The 21,291-nt window shown below is 40.6% G+C and carries 26 protein-coding genes; 15 read left to right on the top strand and 11 right to left on the bottom strand.

The annotated features are described in order from the left end of the window. Positions 1-23: 23 nt before the first annotated feature. The 9 genes from QZ576_RS12340 to QZ576_RS12300 form a co-directional block, all read right to left on the bottom strand. The gene (locus tag QZ576_RS12340) at positions 24-647 is read right to left on the bottom strand and encodes a hypothetical protein (RefSeq protein WP_297097592.1); all 624 of its coding nucleotides are present in this window, start codon (positions 645-647) and stop codon (positions 24-26) included. Between the two features lie 12 nt (positions 648-659). Beyond that, positions 660-1,478 carry a hypothetical protein gene (locus tag QZ576_RS12335; RefSeq protein WP_297097590.1) on the bottom strand — a complete coding sequence of 273 codons (819 nt, stop codon included), beginning with the start codon at positions 1,476-1,478 and terminating at the stop codon, positions 660-662. Positions 1,479-1,503: 25 nt separating this feature from the next. Next, positions 1,504-1,935: a hypothetical protein gene (locus tag QZ576_RS12330; RefSeq protein WP_297097588.1), complete on the bottom strand. Its 432-nt coding sequence runs from the start codon at positions 1,933-1,935 to the stop codon at positions 1,504-1,506. 84 nt (positions 1,936-2,019) lie between these two features. Beyond that, positions 2,020-3,027: a hypothetical protein gene (locus QZ576_RS12325; RefSeq protein WP_297097586.1), complete on the bottom strand. Its 1,008-nt coding sequence runs from the start codon at positions 3,025-3,027 to the stop codon at positions 2,020-2,022. A 50-nt stretch (positions 3,028-3,077) separates the two neighbouring features. After that, positions 3,078-4,304 (bottom strand): BamA/TamA family outer membrane protein, encoded by a 1,227-nt coding sequence (locus QZ576_RS12320; RefSeq protein WP_297097585.1) that lies wholly within the window; start codon positions 4,302-4,304, stop codon positions 3,078-3,080. An 11-nt stretch (positions 4,305-4,315) separates the two neighbouring features. Next, positions 4,316-5,332 (bottom strand): META domain-containing protein, encoded by a 1,017-nt coding sequence (locus tag QZ576_RS12315; protein WP_297097583.1) that lies wholly within the window; start codon positions 5,330-5,332, stop codon positions 4,316-4,318. Positions 5,333-5,359: 27 nt separating this feature from the next. After that, a complete protein-coding gene (locus QZ576_RS12310) occupies positions 5,360-5,539 on the bottom strand; it encodes a hypothetical protein (protein WP_297097581.1) in 180 nt (59 codons plus the stop codon). 5 nt (positions 5,540-5,544) lie between these two features. Further along, complete coding sequence (locus tag QZ576_RS12305; RefSeq protein ID WP_297097579.1) at positions 5,545-6,414, bottom strand: VOC family protein; 870 nt, start codon at positions 6,412-6,414, stop codon at positions 5,545-5,547. Positions 6,415-6,512: 98 nt separating this feature from the next. Beyond that, positions 6,513-7,496, bottom strand: coding sequence for an HAD family hydrolase (locus QZ576_RS12300; RefSeq protein ID WP_297097576.1), 984 nt, complete (start codon positions 7,494-7,496; stop codon positions 6,513-6,515). Between the two features lie 281 nt (positions 7,497-7,777). On the opposite strand from QZ576_RS12300, the gene QZ576_RS12295 reads away from it, so the two are divergent. From QZ576_RS12295 to QZ576_RS12285, 3 genes are read left to right on the top strand one after another with little or no spacing between them, the layout of a single operon-like run. Further along, positions 7,778-9,439 (top strand): BCCT family transporter, encoded by a 1,662-nt coding sequence (locus QZ576_RS12295; RefSeq protein WP_297097574.1) that lies wholly within the window; start codon positions 7,778-7,780, stop codon positions 9,437-9,439. A 19-nt stretch (positions 9,440-9,458) separates the two neighbouring features. Next, the gene (locus tag QZ576_RS12290) at positions 9,459-10,379 is read left to right on the top strand and encodes a universal stress protein (RefSeq protein WP_297097572.1); all 921 of its coding nucleotides are present in this window, start codon (positions 9,459-9,461) and stop codon (positions 10,377-10,379) included. A 12-nt stretch (positions 10,380-10,391) separates the two neighbouring features. Next, positions 10,392-11,267, top strand: a complete 876-nt coding sequence (locus QZ576_RS12285) for a glycine betaine ABC transporter substrate-binding protein (protein WP_297097570.1) — start codon at positions 10,392-10,394, stop codon at positions 11,265-11,267. Between the two features lie 9 nt (positions 11,268-11,276). Here QZ576_RS12285 and QZ576_RS12280 read toward each other — a convergent pair whose 3' ends face one another. Then, positions 11,277-12,395 carry a formylglycine-generating enzyme family protein gene (locus QZ576_RS12280; protein WP_297097568.1) on the bottom strand — a complete coding sequence of 373 codons (1,119 nt, stop codon included), beginning with the start codon at positions 12,393-12,395 and terminating at the stop codon, positions 11,277-11,279. 597 nt (positions 12,396-12,992) lie between these two features. On the opposite strand from QZ576_RS12280, the gene QZ576_RS12275 reads away from it, so the two are divergent. From QZ576_RS12275 to QZ576_RS12255, 5 genes are all read left to right on the top strand, one after another. Next, positions 12,993-13,901 (top strand): aldo/keto reductase, encoded by a 909-nt coding sequence (locus QZ576_RS12275; protein WP_297097566.1) that lies wholly within the window; start codon positions 12,993-12,995, stop codon positions 13,899-13,901. A 226-nt stretch (positions 13,902-14,127) separates the two neighbouring features. Beyond that, entirely contained in the window at positions 14,128-15,357 is a 1,230-nt protein-coding gene (locus QZ576_RS12270) for a site-specific integrase (RefSeq protein ID WP_297097565.1), read from the top strand. Positions 15,358-15,519: 162 nt separating this feature from the next. Then, entirely contained in the window at positions 15,520-15,897 is a 378-nt protein-coding gene (locus tag QZ576_RS12265; RefSeq protein ID WP_297097563.1) for an antitoxin Xre/MbcA/ParS toxin-binding domain-containing protein, read from the top strand. Positions 15,898-15,900: 3 nt separating this feature from the next. Then, entirely contained in the window at positions 15,901-16,359 is a 459-nt protein-coding gene (locus QZ576_RS12260) for an RES family NAD+ phosphorylase (RefSeq protein WP_297097561.1), read from the top strand. A gap of 357 nt (positions 16,360-16,716) precedes the next feature. Continuing rightward, on the top strand, positions 16,717-17,259 hold the full coding sequence (locus QZ576_RS12255) for a hypothetical protein (RefSeq protein ID WP_297097559.1): 543 nt from the start codon (positions 16,717-16,719) through the stop codon (positions 17,257-17,259). Between the two features lie 156 nt (positions 17,260-17,415). Here QZ576_RS12255 and QZ576_RS12250 read toward each other — a convergent pair whose 3' ends face one another. After that, the gene (locus QZ576_RS12250; RefSeq protein WP_297097557.1) at positions 17,416-18,123 is read right to left on the bottom strand and encodes a helix-turn-helix transcriptional regulator; all 708 of its coding nucleotides are present in this window, start codon (positions 18,121-18,123) and stop codon (positions 17,416-17,418) included. A 128-nt stretch (positions 18,124-18,251) separates the two neighbouring features. Here QZ576_RS12250 and QZ576_RS12245 point away from each other — a divergent pair, with 128 nt between their 5' ends. The 7 genes from QZ576_RS12245 to QZ576_RS12215 form a co-directional block, all read left to right on the top strand. Then, entirely contained in the window at positions 18,252-18,542 is a 291-nt protein-coding gene (locus tag QZ576_RS12245) for a helix-turn-helix domain-containing protein (RefSeq protein ID WP_297097555.1), read from the top strand. Positions 18,543-18,561: 19 nt separating this feature from the next. After that, complete coding sequence (locus QZ576_RS12240) at positions 18,562-18,846, top strand: hypothetical protein (protein WP_297097553.1); 285 nt, start codon at positions 18,562-18,564, stop codon at positions 18,844-18,846. 12 nt (positions 18,847-18,858) lie between these two features. After that, a complete protein-coding gene (locus QZ576_RS12235) occupies positions 18,859-19,089 on the top strand; it encodes a hypothetical protein (protein ID WP_297097551.1) in 231 nt (76 codons plus the stop codon). Between the two features lie 5 nt (positions 19,090-19,094). After that, positions 19,095-19,406, top strand: coding sequence for a hypothetical protein (locus QZ576_RS12230; protein WP_297097549.1), 312 nt, complete (start codon positions 19,095-19,097; stop codon positions 19,404-19,406). 93 nt (positions 19,407-19,499) lie between these two features. Further along, on the top strand, positions 19,500-19,673 hold the full coding sequence (locus QZ576_RS12225; RefSeq protein ID WP_297097547.1) for a hypothetical protein: 174 nt from the start codon (positions 19,500-19,502) through the stop codon (positions 19,671-19,673). 2 nt (positions 19,674-19,675) lie between these two features. Continuing rightward, positions 19,676-20,677, top strand: a complete 1,002-nt coding sequence (locus QZ576_RS12220) for an AAA family ATPase (protein WP_297097545.1) — start codon at positions 19,676-19,678, stop codon at positions 20,675-20,677. A 336-nt stretch (positions 20,678-21,013) separates the two neighbouring features. After that, on the top strand, positions 21,014-21,291 hold a 278-nt coding region (locus QZ576_RS12215; protein WP_297097543.1), incomplete at its 3' end, for a CHC2 zinc finger domain-containing protein.

Below are 21,291 nucleotides of genomic sequence, written 5' to 3'. Positions count from 1 at the left end.
AATTCAGTTCAGAACTTTTTCTACTATTGTTTCAAAACTCCCGATTTCAGCAAGGTTTTCACCATTGAATAGGCATGATCTTTTGCTCCCGATTCGTACGAAACCGGATCGATCAGTTCTGATTGCCCCGACCAGATAATTGCATCTTCTTTTGTTGTTGCGCGAGTATCGAACAAACGCGACTCGATTACAAAAGAAGTTTCCTGGCGGTAATAACCCGGACGGTAAGCATAACCATAGCCGTAATAAATGTGCCGTGGATAAAAATAAGGATAGGGACGATAGAAACTGTCGTAATCATACACTTCCTGCGATTTTACGTCGACAAGGCTCGACACAATTACTGCATCGTAATCAGACGCTTTAATCTTCGACTCGATTCCCTCCACGCTTAATTTGTCGATATTAACAACTGGCGGAAATAATTTCAAACTGTTCTCTGCCTGAAATCCTTCTTCCTCCAATGCTTTCACAATCGTGTTTTCAAAAATAGTTCTGGCTTCCAGGTTTTGAGTAATGGCTAAAACCAGAATGTTATCAAAACTTTTTGCGGTGTAGTTCTCTTTTGTCCAGGTGTATTTCATTGTTGGAACACAAGCTGAAAACAAGAGACACACAAGAGCCGCAACTATCCATTTATTTTTCATAACTCGAAGTATTTATTTCGGAAATAATAAAACCACCTGAAAACGCAACTCGTTCTCAGGCCCGTTTACCGGTTTTTCGATGTAATTATACCACCCCAGCTGCGCATTTACAGGTTGCTGGCCAATTGTAAAAAGTCGTCCGAAACCGGCACCCAGCGGTATTGTCCACTGATTTCCGGAGTCGGCTTCCCAGTTCGCCGTTATAACCGGGGCACTATTCAGGTACCAGCCTTTTGAAAGGTTTTTGCTGATAAAAATCTGCGAATAAAAAAGATTCACATCGGCGCGATTGCTTTTTCCGGCAAACGACCAGTTGTTTTGGGCCAGCGCTCCGAGCGTCCATCCGTTTGGCTGAACCAACATTACTGCACCGGGGCCGGCACTCCATTTTCCACTGCCCAAACCGTTCATTGCAGTTGGCAACAACAACGACAAACCATAGGCAAAAGTTACTTTGTGCGGTTTTGGCGAGGTGATGTACAAATTCAAACTTATATCTCCCAATCCCGATTTTGAATCTTCAATATCGAGCGGCAGCCTTTTTATTGGAATAATGGTGCGGGTGATAAGATTAAACTTTTCGAAGGAAAACGGATAAACAGGCTGGATGTTAAGCGTATGAATGGCGCGATCGTGATAAACACCCTGAATAGGATCGTAACTGTTTGCTCCAAAATCGATATTATACTGAAAAGGCAGACTTATTAAGTTAGCCACCGGGTTTTGGATTTTTTTGGCCAGATCACTTTCCGTTTCTTCCTGTGCAGCTACTGAAAAACACACAAACAGCACCATTAATACAACAAGAAACCGATTCGAAATTTTGTACATTCTGAATAATAATATTACCAGTTAATTACTTATCCTTTTTGTCGCTGTCCTTACGTTTTTTGCCCCAAATCTCTACTTTTGCACGCTTATTGGTTACGATGGTTCCCATTGAATCGTATTCCAGTTCAAGCTCGGTAAGCTTGTTGTCTTTTCCGGGCAAATCAAAATTCATGGTCGACATTCCTTTATTAAGTACTCCGGCAGCCGGGTCGATTTCTTTCTTTTCGCCATCCGACATTTTTACATGAATCTTTTTGATTTTTACCGCCCCCTGAACACAGGTAAGCTTAATTTTAGAAACATTACGCTCTTTTCCGGTTAAGGTAACTTTGTCTTTATCAGCTTTAAAAGCCACATTTTTTTCTCCAAGTTTAATCCAGTCGTCGCCGGGTTGCGCCATCGATTGAACGGCAAAAGCCATAACAATCGCCAATATAAATACTACTTTTTTTCCCATTTTAATATATGTTTTGGTTATACAATTTTCAATACGGTTCTACAATTTACAAAATCATGTTCTTTAATCCACATTCAAACTTTACTAAAATCCAAAACGGTAATTATACGAAAGCAACAACGACTTTCGGTTACCAATAATTCCGCCTTCGGCCCTGAACTGATGGTGTTTATTCAACTGATATTGCCCACCAATAATAACATTCCATTTCTGTTTCGGTTCTTTCCGAAGCCGGTATTTAATCACTCCCGAACCATCGGCAGCCTCCAATCGATCAACAATTGGAGTTAACACCTGGTCTGCAAGAATCTTCTGAGGCAGTGTTGCTTCATTGTCGTACCAGTTCCTATAATTGTTTACAATTTCATCTCGACGCACCCATGTTTCTTCAGGCAAAATATCATTCAACAAAATTGCACCTTCGGTAACTCCTCCCATTTTTATGCGCATTCCACCAATCCATGGGGCGATGTTCGAATCCGGATTTTTCCCCACACGAAAGGCACGCCCCAGTCGGCCGGAAAAGGTGTAGGAACGCACCGGAGCTTCAAAATTCGACATGCTCGTCCAAATCCAGTTCCCGTCCACCACAAAGAAATATTTTCCTAAACCACCAGCACCGGTCACTCCAAATCCGAGGCTTGTTCCTTCAAGTTTAGAGACTGCTTTTAAGGTTATCGGATAGGTTAATTCCACTTCGGTTTGCGCCCAGGCTTTTCCGAAAATTCCATACACATTAAAAAAGGGAAAAACCCACAAATCAGGACGAACGTTAACCGATGTGGCCTGTGCATTAACGGTACCAAATTCCAATAATTCGGTCAGGTCAAGCATTTCGCTGTTGTTGAAACCAATGGCTATTTCAGGAATTTCAACATCTTGTTTGGCGACAAAATAGTTGAGCATTCCTCCCGCCGGATACGGAATATTAAAACCCCGCTCGTAGGCTTTACTACCTAAAATCGGAAATTTATAGGGGTAGCTGACAGCCACCGAATCGCGTTTCTGCAACTGGGAATATTGGCCATAACTCGTTTGTGCAAGGCCAGCCCAAATGAGTAAAAGAATTAAAACGCTTCGAGATTTTATCATAACCATTCTGCTTCAGGAATACATTTAGAATTAACCGGAGTTTGGCGTTTTTAGAACACTTCGTTTATTCCAAAATAGAATCCACGGGCACCGTATTTTCCAAAAGCATAATCGATGCTGAGGTTGGCGCGCGATTTTTTGTTTACCATCACCCGCAAACCGGCTCCATAACCATAATCAAGGTATTTAAACAGGTTGATATCGGCATTACGATTGCTGGCGGTTGTTGAGTTAACAAAAACCACTCCTCCAAATGTTTCTTTCGTTTTTTGCAATGGAAAACGGTATTCCACTTCGCCATACATCAAATCCTCTCCACGAAAGCGCCCTTGCGTATAAGCGCGCCCCGAACGCCCGAACTGATCCCACCCAACGGCAGGCAGATCAAGATAAGGCACCTTGCCCGAGGTTACAAACGAACCATAGGTCCAGAATCCGATCAAATGCCGTGGCCTGTTCTGGTCGAGGTGAAGATAATCGCGGTATTCGAGCCACAACAACGACGAACTTTTTGTGCTTCCCAAAAACTTCGGATTAATTCGGATATTGGCAAAGGCATAACGTCCGCTGTAAGGATTTACCGCATTATCGCGGCTGTCGAGCAAGGCATTTAAGGAAATACCCGAAAGTGTGTACTTATCAGTTGGTAATCCACTTATGGTTTGATACGCGTAGTGACTTGTAATTACAGGCTGCTCGGCTTCAAGGTCTAACAGGTTGTCTTCAATTTTTGAGTGCATATCGAGATGGTAACCAACGCCCAAAAAGTAACGTGTATCGCCCATACGTTTTAAAACGGTTTCGTGAAAGCGCAGGTAATTAAAATCCATCATCTGAGCGTCAGGAATCGTACTGCTAAACAAACCGTCGGCGTATTCAATGCCGGTTCCCACGGGTTTCCCCGATTGTGGCCCGGTTCCTAAACCAAATGTAGGTTGCGAGGTAACAAAATAACGCCAGTCGCCCATAAGGTTCCAACTGTCGCCATCGAGGAAAATATTGGTTTTGGCAGTAAACAAAAACTGCTTTTTTGTGGTATAAATCAAAGTTCCCAAACCCGATGAAATGCTAGTGTTTTCAGGGTTTCCCATAAACCAGCTGGCTCCCGGAGCAACCCCCAGCAACCATCCGTTACTTGGGTTGTAAGCAATGGCCGGTAAGGGAACTATCGACAAATTCTTTTCTGATTTTTCCTTCTTCTCTTTTTTCTCCTTGGTTTCAGCAAAAACAATACTTACACTTAAAACCAAAATCAACGCAACAACTATCCTTTTCATTATTCAGGGTTTTAATCCACTTTTTTCATAACGGCCAAAACTTCGCCTTTTTCGTCCAGCAACGTAAGTTTGAGGTTGGCAATTTTATAACTCCTGACCTGCGGAATTACTTTATTAAATTTGTCGGCAAAGGTCATATCCGGACACATTTTTCGGGTGCCGGCCAGCGGGCCAAATACCAGCTCGTTGTTGGTTAATGTTGTTATTGAACCTGTAAAATTATTGCACCCATCGCTTCCCATTGCCTTCATTTCCGAACTGTTAATTTCAAGTCGTGGTGCTGCGCTTGCATCGGTGACTGCCGCGCCGTCAACAATTTCGGCTACCCAAATGTCATTCAGCAAAACTTTTGCTTCGGTAGCTTTGGTAAACTCCAGCAACTCAGTGCCTGCTTCGTCGGTAAATACCAGGTTGTTTTCTCTCAACTCATATTTTTTTACCGCAAGTAGAGCCTCGTTAAACGCTTTTGAGATGCTCATGTCAGGACACATTTTCTGTGTACCGGCAATGGCTCCTAATTCGATTGTACTTTCATCTATTTCAGTAATCTGACCGGTAAAATTGTTGCAGTTATCAATCCCGTTAATTTGCATGTCGCGAATATTTATCTGCAAATTTGGAAGTAATCCGGCCCCACGCATTCGGGGTAATTTAATCACCGAACCATTAATTTTAAGCGCCTCCCAGCTTCCATCCAAAGCGAGTTTGGTGTCTTCTTTTTTCTCCAGCACTTCCACCAAAATATATTTAATCGACGAGGCATCGGCAGGAACATTTTCCAGCTGCTCTTCTTTTACTTTTAGCTTGTAAATAAAACCGGGTTCATACTCAAATCCTTCAATTTTTGAATAGAAATTGGTCCACTTTCCGGCTTCCGGAGTTTCTGCTTTTTGAACCAACAAACATTTCATTGGGCCAACGCCAACACAATCAACCCGATAACTGTTCACCCAGTAAATTGCTGCTTTCTCGCTTTGATTACAGCTAGCTAATAACAATATCATTGCAAAAAATATCGTGTATCTCATTTTCTTATGAATTTAATTTTCTGACAATTATAACCTTCCACCACTATACAGATCGAGGTTTACATGCGGATCAAGTCGCGGGCCATTGGGGCCAAAGCGAACATCGACACCGGCATTGGCTCCCCAACGCATATTCGAACAGGCAGACACGGCAAATCCGGTTGCCAAAATCACTAAAACGATTACTATTTTTATTTTTCTCTTCATGACGCTTATCTTAAAATCCATTGTTGTATTGTAAACTGTGCTCCCGTTGGATCCATTAAAACGGCCACCGTTCCCTTTCGGATCGATTGAGTTGGCTCCAACATTACATGAGCTCCGGCAGCTTTTGCTTTTTCTAAAGTAACATTCACATCTTTCACTTTTATGTAAGGCATCCATGCACTTCTGGCACCTTCAACCGGGTTGCCAATAACTCCCGAAAAAGTGTTGTTATCCTGCTTAAACAAAAAGTAGGGGACTTTCGATCCTTTAACTTCTTCCGTTTCGTAATTAGCAAGTCCTTTGTAAAAATCCATCGACCCTTCCATATCGTTTGACCAAAGCTCGTTCCAAAGCCACGAGTTCATTTTTATGAATCCGGCACGCTGAGGTATCGGATCTCCACTTTCCGAATTCAGAAAGGCTACGAATGCGCCTTGCGGATCTTGCGCCAAAGCGGTTTCGCCACGACCTTTAAAAGCTGCTTTTTTGAAAATAGTTTTACCGCCTGCTGCCAGATTATATTGCAGTGCAGCATCAACATCCGGAACCGACATTGAACCGATCCACTCGGCTGCTTTACCATATTCATCGGCTAATTTAAACAGGCCGCCAATGGCAACTCCATCGTTTTTTATAACGTAATAAACGTTCTCGCCGGCGCCCAGTGTTTCAAACTCCCAGCCAAAAACATCAGCGTAAAAATCCTTTGCTGTCAGCGGATCGTAAGAGGCCAAATCGTGCCAAACAAACTGCCCCTGGTTATGGTTGTTCGTAGGTGTTTGCGACACCGGGGGAAAGGTAATGACTGAATTACAAGCCATTAACACTATTGCCGAAACAATAATTGTGGAGATTACTTTAACTTTTCGTTTCATTTGATATTTGTAATTGTTGTGTACTTGCGTTTCATAGGAGTAGTAAGTTCGGAAAAATATTTCAGACTAACATAAAGTTTTAACCGGAATGTGCTAAACTAGTTCGTGCTAAAAATCTCCTTAAAATCATCTTTCATACTTACCACATGCCAGCCTTTTTCAGCAGCATCGTTCACCGCATTTTCGGTGCCGTGCATGTAGCTGTATTCACGTGTTTCATCGTCGTGATGTACCAAAATAGCCATCGATGGTCCGTTGCCCGAAAGCGTGTATTCCATCATTTGGTAATCACCATCGCTGTTGCCTGCTGCAAAAATGGGTTTGCGGCCAATGTGCAATTCAATATTGGTTGGTTTCACCGCTTTATCGTTGTTCGAATTTATTTGAGCCGTGCGCACCAAATAAGTTCCGTTTTCATCCGAAACATACTTTAGCAAAACACTGCTGCCCACCACATTTTCTTTCGGGATGTTGTATATCTCTTCGGAAATAGTGCGCACCGAAGTGATTTCGCCACCGGTAACAATGTACACATCAAAATCGTTCGCCTGCAGGTAATGAACCAGCTGAACCATTGGCGAGTAGGTCAGTTCTTTTAAAGGCCGGTTATATTTTCGGTGTTGAACTTCAGAGAGTGTTTTGTAGCAAAAGTCTTTATAGTCTTCCTCTTTCATTCCTGATTGAGCGCTAAAAATTTTACTGATAATTTCTACCGTACTGTAATCATTTAAAACCGAAAGATTATCACCGGCCAGTCCGCTGAAGAATTTATCTTCTTCCCACTCCGGACGATTGGGATACTCGTTTTTTACATAGGCCAACTCCAGTTCTACCGGTATATACAGTGGTTTTTCGCACCACAGCGTTCCGTCGTTATCAAAAACTGCGATACGGTCCTCAACCGGAACATAATTGACTGAACTTTCATCGGTAACATCCGATATAAATTTTGTTATCGATTCTTTCACAAGGCCATCATTCCACAACGAAAGTACCGGCGGTTTTGTAGTTTCCTCTGGTGAAACAGTACACTGCGTTAAGAGTATTACGGTCAGAAAAAAGAAGAAGTATCTGCGATTCATTCTGTTTTATTTAAGTATTTAAAATTTGATTATAATTCCAAAAGTTCGGAATAATTATGCGAAGTCACGAATTTATTTTTTGGATTTCTGCAAAAAAAATGGTACTCTCCTCATCACAGACTTTTATTTCAGGAGTTTTTGAGTGGCTATCTTTTTTATTCGTCGAAATAAAATTTTCTCAAAATCAAACTTTAAAAGTCTTATACATAAAATAGGTATCGAAAAAGAAAAACGACATAAAACAATCTATTGATCAGGCATATATCACTTAAAAAAAGATTATGGCAAAAAAAGAAAATGTTCCTCACAAAGGGGAAGCACACCTGGTAAGCAACAACAAATATTTTGATGTAGACGGCCCTGTTTTTTGGCCTGCCGCAATATTAATCGTTCTTTTTATTGCGGTTACACTAATTGTTGGGCAACCCATGAACAAAGTCTTCTCCACTATTCAAACCTCAATATCGGATTATGGCGGCTGGTTTTTTGTGATCTCCGTAAATATATTCCTCTTTTTTGTTTTGTTTATCGCTTTTAGCAAGTTCGGAAAAATAAGACTGGGTGGCGCCAAGGCAAAACCCGAATTCTCGAAAGGAGCTTGGTTTGCCATGCTTTTTAGTGCGGGTATGGGAATTGGTATTTTATTCTGGAGTGTTGGCGAACCCATCAACCACTTTATTCATCCGCCAAGCGGCGAAGGCCGAACAGTGGAAGCTGCCCGCATGTCGCTCGAAATTACCTTTCTACACTGGGGATTGCACGCCTGGGGAATTTACGCTTTGGTAGGAATGGCGCTGGCATTTTTTACTTTCAACAAAAAATTACCACTTACCATCAGTTCCATTTTTTACCCGCTTTTAGGAAGAAAAATCTATGGCCCGTGGGGAAAAGCAATTAATGTACTGGCTGTGGTTGCCACACTTTTTGGTTTGGCAACATCGCTCGGAATGGGCGTGCAGCAGGTAAGTGCCGGGTTGGCCCACCTCTTTAACATGCCCGACACCATTACCTCGCAGGTTATTCTTATCACCGTCATCACTTTTGCCGCAACTGGTTCGGTAGTTGCCGGACTGAGTGGCGGTGTAAAACGTTTAAGTGAGCTGAACATGATCATTGCAGCGGTATTTCTGCTGTTCATGATAATTGTAGGACCAACACTTTTTATTTTCGATTCGTTTATCCAGAACCTTGGAGGATACGTTCAGAAGTTTTTTGAACTGTCGACCTGGACTGAAACCTACCAACAATCGGACTGGCAAAACGACTGGACCGTTTTCTACTGGGCGTGGTGGATTAGCTGGTCGCCATTTGTTGGAATGTTTATCGCCCGTATTTCGCGAGGTCGCACATTAAAGGAGTTTGTTTTGGGCGTGTTGATCGTACCCACACTCATTACCTTTTTGTGGCTGTCGACATTTGGTGGAAGCGCCATGTTCCTCGAGCTGAACTCGATAGCCGATGTTGCCGGTGCTGTAACCGATAATGTTGCCACATCGTTGTATGTTTTGCTGGAACAATTTCCAATATCAACCGTAACTTCAACGGTTGGAGTGATTTTGGTAACCAGCTTTTTTATTACCTCGTCCGACTCGGGTTCATTGGTAGTCGACTCATTAACAGCCGGCGGAAAACTGGATGCTCCGGTTCCTCAACGTATTTTTTGGGCATTAACCGAGGGAGCAGTTGCGGCAGTGTTATTAGTTGGCGGCGGACTGGGAGCTTTGCAAACAGCAGCAATATCAACCGGCTTGCCATTTGCCATTATACTGTTGTTTTTGGTTTGGAGCCTGTTAAAAGGATTACGTGCCGAACACCGCGATTTAATGGAAGTTAAACGCGAAAAAGAACACAAAGAATACCTGGATACGATTTCGAAAATGTTGCAAAAACGCGGCAAAACGCAATCGGTGCCAAAACCACAAGAGAATAAAGACAATTCATAACCCTTTAAAAAGTATAAACATGTATCGATTAAATCACATTCTGGTGTGCCTCGACCTTACCGAGATGGACGATTCGCTTATTCGTTATGCCGGACTTCTGGTGAATAAAATTAAACCGGATAGTATAACATTCCTGCATGTAATGCGCCCTTACGATATTCCGAAAGAAATACTTGAAGCTTATCCGGAACTGGACGAGCCCGTGCCTGAAATTATCCGCGAGGAACTGCAGGAAAAAATAAACGAGCAATGCAATCCTACTTCCGATGTACAGGTGAAGGTGGTAGTTAAAGAAGGCTACACAATGGAAAGCATTGTGAAGTATGCACAAGAAAACCATACCACCCTGACTTTGATGGGCAAGAAAATGGGTTATGAAGGAAACGGAAGTGTGGTACGAAAAGTAATTGGCATTATGCCATCGTCGGTATTGCTGGTATCCGAATCTGTTCACGATCGCATTGAAAACCTTTTGGTGCGAATGGATTTTTCAAAAGCCAGCGAAATGGCCCTGCAAATGGCTTTCCGCTTAAAAGAACTAACCGGTGCAAATGTGGCTTGTCATCATACCCACAAATTGCCTGTTGGTTATTTCCCACAGGTTGATCTCGAAAAAGACGAAAAACTAAGTAAATACGTGGAGAAAATCAGCACTAAGGAGTTTACCAAATTCAAAAAACAATACAAACACGAAGCAGATGAAATTGAGTTCTCGTACTCGGTTGATGCCGAAAATGAAGAAGACCAGATTTTGTACCGCAAGGCGCTGAACACTGGTGCTGACATGATTGTAATTGGCTCCTCATTAAAATCGGGACTGGCTGATATTCTGATCGATACAACATCTGAAAAGCTGGCTGAATCGGATAAAAACATCCCGGTACTGATTGTAAACGACAGGAGCAAAGCAATCGTTTTTCTAAAAAGATTATTCCAATAAACTACTATGAAAATGACACAATATTTTTCTAAAACATCAGCACTGATCATCTTGCTCGCCCTATTTTCATCATGTAAAACAGGCACCAAACCGGAAGATGAGCGTTCGCTAAAAATTGTTTACACCGATTGGTCGGAAAGTGTTGCCATCACTTACTTGTCGTCTGTTTTGCTCGAAGAACATATGGACTACAAGGTTACGCTAAAAATGACCGATGTAGAAGAAGCTTACCGCGAAGTGGCCAACAGCGAGGCCGACGTTTTTACCGACGCCTGGTTGCCCGAAACGCATAAACAATATTTCGACAAGCATAAGGATAACCTGGAAATGCTGGGAATTACTTATCCCGAAGCACGCACCGGGCTTGTTGTTCCTGCTTACAGCGAGCTACAATCGGTAGCCGACCTGAAAAACTATGCTCACCCGATTGTAGGAATTGACGCCGGAGCCGGGGTAATGCAAAAAGCACAGGCAGCTATTAACAAATATGCCCCTGCAAAAACGCTGCTAACACTTTCGGAAGAAAAAATGGTTGAACAGCTTGGCGATTCCATTCAACGACGCAAAGACATTGTGGTAACCGGCTGGGAACCGCACTGGATATTTGCGCGCTACAACATCCGTTTTTTAGATGATCCGGATAATATTTTCGGACAGAAAGAAAACATTTACACCATTGCCACTAAAAACCTTGAAGAAGAGCACCCCAATGCAGTTCGCTTTTTCGAGCGTATGCAGCTATCTGAAAACCAGCTAAACAGCCTTGTGTACGAAATCAGTTTAAGCGAAGATCCGGTTGAAGGCGTTAAAAAATGGATGGAGCAAAACGAGTTTGTGGTAAACCAGTGGATGAAAAACCTGACCAAGGAGCGTATAAAAATCTATTGATCAGGCTAACTACTCATCTTTTACGCACCTGAATCCGGTGTGGCTCATTCCGGTGTAAATTTCGCCGGGCATACGCGCTGCCACCCGGTAACTCGAGCAGTAACTGTCGTTACATAAAAATGATCCGCCACGAATAGTTTTTCGTTTGTCGTAAGGATTTCGTGCATCGTTACTTTTTTCCGGTCCTTTCGGATCAGCAGTAACTTTATTGGTTGGCAAACTTTTGTAGTAGTCCATATCGTACCAATCTGCAGTCCATTCCCAAACATTTCCGGCCATATCGTAAAGTTTGTACGGATTCGGAGCATACGATTCAACAGGAGCGGTGCTGTAAAAACCATCCTTTTGCGTATTCATATTCGGAAAATGTCCGTTCCACGAATTCGCTTTTGGCGAGCCGTCTTCAATGTGTTCGTTTCCCCACGGATAAATATTGTTTTCCAGTCCGCCGCGCGCAGCAAATTCCCACTCGGCCTCGGTTGGTAATCGTTTTCCTGCCCATTTACAGTATGCAACTGCATCATTCCAGCAAATATGAACTACCGGATGATTCTCGCGACCAAAGATCGTACTTTCAGGCCCTTCAGGATGTTTCCAGTTGGCACCAACCACCCACGACCACCACTGCGAATAATCGTTTAGCGGAACAGCCTGCGACGGCGGCGTAAAAACCATCGATCCGGCTTTTAACATTTCTGCCGGTGGCTTTGCCGTACCCGGCGGGACCTGTGTTTTCATCACTTCCCAGTCAATATCCTTTTCGGCTTCAGTGATGTAGCCGGTTTCATCCACAAATTTTTTGAATTGCGCATTGGTTACTTCATGCACGTCCATCCAAAAACTATTCACTTTTACAGGGTGCTTGGGAAATTCATCGGGTCGGGCCTGGTCGTTGTCAGCGCCCATTTCAAAAGTGCCTCCTTCAATAAAAACCATTCCTTCGGTTCCGGTAATTTGCGGAATAATCTCCGACGAATCGGCCTGTACAAAAAAGCGCGATTTTGAATTTACATTACAACAGGATAAGTCCTGATTACTATCAACAACTGCAGTTTTTGATTCTTTTTTCGAATTACAAGCTACGAACACAACAAGCACCACAAAAAGCAAGGGAAATAATCGATACATTTTGCCAGGTTAAAATTTCTATCTATAACCTGAAATCGAACAAAAGGTTTATTGGTATTTTTTTCAAAAGTAAAGGCCGGTTCAATAACCGGCCTATTATGAATGTGTTTCTCTTAATGCTTGCTAAAGTCTATATACAGCACATTAAGTTTAACCTTTACAAGGTACAATAAATAAGTGTAAACACGTATATTCGAGCACATAATTTTTCATCTAAACAACTACAGAACAACTAATTAACAATACTTAAATTATTAAAAACAATAGGAATGATTAATCAAGATTTTAACGAAAAGAGTGTGTATAAAAACGAAGAAAGGGCAGTTCAACAACTGCCCTTTTACTAATGTTAACCCCCAAACACACATCGTGCTGAACGCACGACATTACAAATGAACGAAAAAGTATTTAGTTATCAAAACATTGAGAAATATTTTTCTGTTTTTTTAGACTTTTTCACATTTTTCATGCTTCGAAATCGGCTTAACAGGCTTTTAATGTGTCTGTTTTACAAAAGGCTTGTAAATGCAATGCTTTTTATATCCTTCAGAAAAAATTGTAGCTTTGATAGCAATTCGAATAAATTAAACCAATAGCATGAATACACCCATTTCCGCCATAAAAGAATTCGGCAAAGATTTCCCTACTGATTATTCCATTCCCAAACGAAAATTAGGCAAAACCAACGAAGAACTTTCCATACTTGGATTTGGAGGCATTATGCTTAACGATAATCCACAGGAATTTGCCAACGAATTGGTGGCCAAAGCTTTTGATTTAGGTGTAAATTATTTCGACGTGGCACCCAAATACGGAAATGCAGAAGACCGTTTGGGCCCCGCACTAAAGCCCTACCGAAAGAATTCGTTTCTGGCCTGCAAAACCCGGCAACGTGATGCTGCCGGAGCACAAACGGATCTGGAGAACTCGCTGCAAAAACTACAGACCGATTATTTTGATTTATACCAGCTACACGAGCTAACTACCGACGAAGAAGTACAAACTGTTTTTGGTAAAAACGGTGCGCTGGAAACCCTGGTAAAAGCCAAAAGAGATGGAAAAATAAAACATATTGGATTTTCGGCGCACTCGGTTAAAGCAGCTTTATTTGCACTAAAGAATTTTGAGTTCGATTCCATACTGTTCCCCATTAATTTTGCCTGCTGGAATGCCGGTGTCTTTGGGCCACAGGTGTATGCCGAAGCCGAAAAACAGGGTATCGGAATTTTGGCTTTAAAAGCCATGGCACTAACTACGTTTGGAGAAAAGGAAGACCTGATATTTAAAAATTGCTGGTACAAACCCATCGACGATGAGAAGATAATGAAACAGGCACTTCGTTACACTTTATCGAAGAACGTAACCGCAGCCATTCCTCCGGGAGAATACACGCTCTTTTTAAAAGCCCTGGAGTTTATGCAGGATTTTAACCCGATTGAAGAAGAAGAGACAAAAGAATTGCTGGCATTGGCCCAAAATACCAGGCCGGTATTTATGCATGGTTGACTAAAAAAACAAAAGGCCACTGATAATCAGCGACCTTTGTAGTCCCGACGGGAATTATATACTATTTTACCGCCTTTTATAGAATTGTCTAATATTACTGACATTCTGCTCTTTACAGCATTTTTGTTTATTAATTTTTTGTAGGCTTTTATGAAATTTATTCTGAAAAGAACTACCAAAATGCTACCAGAATTGTAAATTTATGACATAGAAACAAAATCAAACTATGCCAAATATAAGCTTTTACCTTAATACTTCATCTAAAGGGAAGAAGGGAACGTCGCCGGTTATGGCTAAGGTGATTTACAACAAAAAGCGGTACTATAAATCGATTGCGAGGGTAAACGTTGACGACTGGGACGATGAAAAGCAAAGAATAAAAAGCTCATACAAACAATACAAAGCAAAAAACGCCACAATACAGCACCTCAAGTCGTTAATGCTCACATTCGACAACTACTGCCAGCTGAATAAATACCCGGATATCGAAAACGCAATAAAAATGATATTGAGCGGCATCGATCCCATTCAAGGCAAACGTTCACCAAATATTCCAGAAATAAAAGTATTGGACGCTTTTTCAGAATTTGTGGAATACTCCAAAAATAATTTCGAGAATAACACCTACCGCCGCCGCAACACTGTGTACAATTTTGTACAAGCTTTTAGCGAAAAAACGAAATACAACATCACCTTTCAAAATATCGATGTGCAGCTCTTCGATAAAATGAAAGAGTACTCTGGCAAAAAAAAGCACTCAAACAACACTTTCGCCCAAACCGTAAAAGTCTTTAAACGATTTCTAAGCTGGAGCCAGGAAAGAAATTACTTTGATGGATCGATTCCAAAATATAAGGCTACCGAAAAAGATATCACCCCAATAATTCTTACTATCGACGAATTTAAAACACTCTACGATTTTGAATTCACAGATAAAAAGTTGGCCCGGGTGCGAGATATCTTCTGTTTTGGATGTCTCACCGGTTTAAGATTCTCAGATCTGCAACGGGCACGACGCGACTGGATCGTTAATGATCAGCTGGTAATTACTATGAAAAAAGTAAAAGAGCCGGTAAGGATCCCTTTAGTTGATCGATCAAAGAAAATAGTTGAAAAATATAAGCATCAACCGGTTTGGATCCTCCCCAGGATAAGCAACCAAAAGTTTAACGACTACATTAAAAAAGCCTGCAAAGCTGCAGAAATAAAAGCACCGGTTACTATTTCCACGCATTCAGGTAATAAATTCACCGAAAAAACCTTTCTCAAACACGAGGTTATTACCGCCCACGTATCTAGAAAAACTTTCATAAGCATGAGCCTTTACCTGGGAATGACACAAAAGGTTGTGCAGGAAATAACCGGCATTCGAGAAGAAAAAACACTCCGGAAATACATTTCCATTGTTGACGAAATGAAAACAAAGGAAATGAATAACACCTGGGGAAAAGTTTAATCTTCATTTTAAAACTAATGTTGCTATTTAAAATTTTGAATACATTTTAAAATTACCAACTTCTTTATTTAAGTTTTGTGCCATTTTCTTAAATAAGAAATGAATTCGAAAAATTTCGAATATGCGAAATATTTCGTATCTTTGTGTGAAAATATTCACATCATGGAAGCAAGTGATTTTTTATCAGTTCAGGAAGCAAGAAAGGGAATTGACAAGGCAGCCTTTCAAAAAGTAGTAAAGCAAACCAATTTATCATTTAAGGAGTTTGCTAGTTATCTGCATGTTTCTGGAAGATCTATCCAAAGCAAAAAAGAGCATGAAAAATTATCCATTAAAGTAGCAGAGCACACTCTTTTTATAAAAAGACTCTACGAATTAGGTGTTAAGATATTTGGAAATACTGAGCGCTTTAATCAGTGGATGAAGAATCCTAATCCTACTCTTGGAAATGAAATTCCAAAAACATTTTTAGACACCATATCCGGGATAATGTTTTTAGAAAACAAATTAAATGAAATCGCCCACGGATTTTCCGCCTAACATATGATACTACACAGAATATCTTATAAAGAATACGCAGATTTGGGCGGAATTGGAGGCATGACTACTTCTGGAAGATGGAGTCAGAGAGGTCATCCTGTTGTTTATCTTTCTCAAAGCCTATCATTGGCCGCCTGGGAAAAGTTCATGCAGTTCGAATCAATTAACAATATCCCGGATGTTTATGTTTCACTAAAGGTCGAAGTACCAGACAGCAGTATACAGGAACTGACAAAAATAGAATTAGTAAAAGGGTGGGATTCTTTTCCACATCAAGCAAGTACAAGGCTAGCAGGAACACGTTTTTTGAAAAAAAGAAAATTCCTATTACTCAAAGTTCCGTCAGCTGTCATTCAGGATGAATTTAATTACATTATGAATCCATTTCACCCTTTGAGCATAGAAGCTAAAATCATCGAAAAGAAACCTTTTATTTTTGATGAACGCCTAAAAAAGAAATAGAAAACTCCATACGCTTATTCATGCCCAAATATTGGCCCTCTCTTATTTTCAAACAACATCCTCTCACGCCCCTGCAAAATACCGGTGGGGGAGGGGTTGGCAAGATGTGTGTTTGTATATACAAACACTTCCGCCCAGTGGCGGCTTGACTATAAAATTTACAGGTAATTTTCTTTTCAAACACCCTCCCCTTTTAGTGTTTACGAGGGATATTTGAAAAGAAAATTTTTCAAAGTTTAAGATTCCCGATCCATTCAATTTTCGAATTTACACCAAACGGTGGAAACTCCTTTTATCTGTCTTTCCAGCTCCAGGATCTTCACATTAGCTTTAAGTAACACTTAAAACAGTTTTGCTATGAATTATGAAGCTATTGAATATCCAGAAGGACAGGCCAATCTTGGAGGGTTACGATCAGTAGGTTATTACGGTTTTATTGCCGATGCAAGTGTAATCCCAGATGTTCCTGCAGATCCTGCCGATTTACAATCGGTAAGTGTAATTGCCAATAACATCATAATGAAGAGCGGAAAATACATGCACGCCATGTACGGAACGCTTGAAAAACTGAATCTGAAGGGAGAACTTCAGGGCGAGCGCGATGGAAGATCCAGCAAAGTAACTCTTACCTGGGTGATTCCGAATCATGCAAAAGAAAACCTCGGAGCAGCCAGGTATTTTCCAAAACGTCGTATGTTTTTTATAGTGCGCGATCATGAAGGTAGATATCGACTGGTAGGTAATATGTATTTCCCGGCTGAAGTAGCAGCAACCGACGACTCAGGAACTGCAGTGGCCGACCTGAAACATGTAAGCTACGAAATTACCACTTTTAGCGACGGACCAGCTCCGATTTACGAGGGTGAAATTCCGAGCCAGGACGACAGTTCTGCAGTATAATCTGATCGTCACACAAACAAAATGACGTCCTGTTTCTGCTAACAATCCTAAAAATCAATTCACACAACACATATATCGCTGAATATCAATGTCTAAAAAAATTTGCTAGTGATTTGTCCTTTTCAGGGGACATCTGTTTATTAACAAACAGGTTTGTTAAACTCCAGAATCAGGGTCACCGCCACCGCTACCCTGAATCTCATCAAAGAACTCTCTTACACTTTCACGACTTACCGAAACAAATTCATTCCAATAACCAGTAAGCTTATCGATAAAATCTTCTGAATCTTTAGTTGATTGAATTAAATTAAATATCGAAGGATCCTGTGAATACATAACGTGGAAAAGCCCAAAGTCTGATTTAAAAAGATGTGCTCTAGACATATGAATATTCTCACGAATTACTCGTTTAACAGCCTCCTTTTTAACCATGTATGTATGTTTCCTTTTTTCATTATCGCACGAATCTATCTGTTTATCGATTTTAAGCATCTCTTCAAAATGTCCGTTAAGGATAATCTTAAAATTTTCGTTTTCGAGATCCTTGTTAATTTTAGTTACGAGGCTGCTATACTTTTTTTCTTTTTCAAGTTCCAACTTAAGTTTCGCCACTTCCTTTTCTAAGCCTTCTATTCGGTCAGTAAGATTCTGGTCACTTGCAATTTCAACGTCGAACAGTAAACTAAAAGGAACCTCCAAGGCTCTGGCAATCCCCTTACCAACCTCAATCGATATGTTTTGAGTTTTTCCGTTCTCTATAAAAACATAGGTAGCACGAGTTACACCAATTATATCTGCAATTTCACTTTGTGTTAGCTTTTTTTCAGATCGAAGGTGTTTTATTCTTTCGTGTATCTTTTCCATACTTCAAATTTAGATATTGTAGGATAAACCACACACATGCCTTATCTATTTTTTACATTATTTATCTATTTTATACACTTATTGTTTATTTTATATATATTTGTGTATAATTTTTAAATATTAAAATCATGACTAAAAAATTAAGCACAGTACTTATTTCTGGCACGCCAGAACAAATTGCAGAAGGACTAGAGCTTTTTAGAAAAAAAGGAAAAGCTTCGAATCCCTTAACAGATTTTAAAAACGACCGGATAACCACTACGGATGCCATTAAACTGGCCGGCGTATCAGCACCCACTTTCACAAAATGGGTGCGAGCTGGATTAATCCCGCGGCATGGAACAGGTAAAACGCATTACTACTTCAAATCAGAAGTAATTGACAGTCTCCGAAAAATGGCTGATGAAAAAGAATCGTAACGACTAAAATCCAACAAAAATGCAAACAAAGAATGAATTTTTTGCGGAATACTTTCTCGCCCGGTTAGAAAAATTAACAGAGGAAATAAAGAAATTTTCGGAGCAAAATAAAAATGCGTTCGGGGAATATGATGTAGAAAAATCAACTACAGAGGAATTAGTAGGCAGACTAAATTCTAGCAACATCTCAGATGATTTCGCCGCAATATCGGAAGAATGGGACGAATGCGTTATAGGCGAAGCCGCAGAAGGATTCCCGGTGATTGACACCTGGGAAGAATACAAAAAGAGCAATAACAATTAAAATCCAAAAGAAATGAAAGTAAAAAGAATGTCCAATCTCGATCCAGCAGAAGTAGATTACGTAAGAAGCAGACTGCGCGATTTTAAGGACGAATTTATTGAAAATTCTGTTAGTGATGATTCTCCCGCTGATAGTCCTGAAGAAACTATGTTTCATATAAAAACATTTTACCTCGCCGATTCGCTGATTTCATCGCTATACCGTCATCTTACCGGCGAACAAAATTACGACTACGAAGAATAACTACAATGAAAAGAGAATCCGTAGGATTAGTAACACTAAAACGCTGCAATGGTGATGAAACTGTTCGAATAAACCTGAACGGACAAATAGGCCATAGCCGCAATGAGTTGCAGGACTATTTAAAGTCGGAACTTGAAGGAGAAACAGAACTCCTGCAGGCGACCCAAAAAAGGATCGACCGAATTAAAAAAGCGCTTGAAATTTCTGAATCTGACGATTTTACGGCAACCGGAACTACGCTCTACCCCGAGCGCATTTCAACTTTCACATATAAAGGCGAGAAGCTGGAAAACACTACGGGTGCTTTTTGGGATTAGTTTTTACGACTGCTTGATAATTGGGGCAGTTTTTTTGTCCTTTCTGTAAATGTGCTTTTGTCCTAACATTGGCAAAAACAAATGCAATACATTATGAAAAAAGAAAAAATTAAAGTTCCTGTAAAAGATCGTAAGACATCCAACTTCACGATTAGATTTTCGGAAAGTGAAAGAAAGCAGCTGGATGATTTTTGCGAAAAAAAGAATACCACCCTTACCGAGCTAATCCGATTTAGTTTAAAAACCGTAATGGATCGAGCCGAATAAGCATGGAAGTAAAAGGACTTAATATTAATAAAAACAGGGAAGCCCGAATAATAAGAACGGCTAACCAGCGAAATGAAGACGCTGCATCGCTCCCGGATATTATGCCAATGGTTGGCGAAATATGGCAAAAAGGCGAAACCGCTTTCCTTTTCGCAGATACCGGTATTGGAAAATCAATTGCTGCAATTCAGATAGCAGATCGATTAAGCAGGGGCAAATCATTTTTACCAATGTTGAAAAATGAATGTGAACCACAAAGAGTACTTTACTATGATTACGAGCTATCTGACAGACAGTTTTTTAAACGATATTCAGACCAAGAAAATATTCATCAATTCTCTGACAACTTTTTTATTGACAATGTAGATTTTGCTGAACTTTATGACAGATTCCCAGGGCGTTCATTTACCGAAATGCTTTTTGAGCAAATCAGGGAAGACCTCGCAAATACAAAAGCTACAGTTCTTATCGTTGATAACATTTCTTATTTGCACACCCAAACAACACAGGATCAACAAGCCTCGCTCGATATCATGCGTTTTTTGACAACTCTTAAAAAAGAACTGCAATTATCGATCCTTGTACTGGCCCATACACCTAAGAAATCGGAGTTCTCACCAATTACAATGTCTGATATGTCAGGATCTAAACATCTTCCAAATTTTGCCGATTCCGTTTTCTGTATTGGCAAGTGTTCCCGCGACAACCGCAACAGATACATTAAGCAAATAAAACCATCAAGAAGTGCAGAGATGGTTTACGATCAATTTAATGTTATTGAACTTCAAATCGAAAAAAAGAACACCTTCCTGGGATTCGAATTTGTTGGATTTAATAATGAACTGGAATTATTAAATATTGCTGACAAACAAGACCCACGGCTGCTGGCCATTCATCTAAAAAAAACAGACCCTTCACTTTCCGTTAGAGCCATAGCACAAAAGATAGGTGCTTCGAAATCAGCAGTACAAAACTGGATAAACGACAGTACTCATAATTCTTAGTATTAATCAAAAAAAATGAAAAATAGATTTGGACATAATGGACACCGTGGACAGATAGGTCATTCTGTACGCAATGGACAATGTGGACACTCTGGACATAATGGACGCAATGGACATATTGTACAGGTATTTTTAACATCCGGGGGCCGCTGTCCACAAAAAACAAATTCTATATATCTCTATATCCATATATTATTATTAATAATAAATACATATGGACAGCAACTGGACAGAGGCCGGACAAGTGGACACCACCCTATTTTTACTGTCCATCTGTCCAGAGGCCCTAGAGAGTGCTGTCCAAAAACTGTCCACATTCAGTGAAAAAGAAAGAAAATGAATATATCAGAAGCAAAACAAATACCGATTGAAAGCTACCTTAGTAGAATAGGTATAAATCCCGATCGTCGCGATAATCACAAACACTGGTTGTGGTATTGCTCTCCTATTCGTGGCGAAAAAGTTCCAAGCTTTAAGGTCGATCAACGATTGAATCTTTGGTACGACCATGGAGCAGGTACCGGTGGCTCAATTCTGGATCTTGTTATTGCGATGAATGATACCGATATCACTGGAGCCGTTAAAATACTATCGGGCGAAAACATATCCAGGCG

This window comes from uncultured Draconibacterium sp., assembly GCF_913060805.1.
Classification (GTDB): Bacteria; Bacteroidota; Bacteroidia; order Bacteroidales; family Prolixibacteraceae; genus Draconibacterium.
The sequence above is the reverse complement of the archived record's forward strand: the minus strand, read 5'-3'. Positions and strand labels throughout refer to the sequence as shown.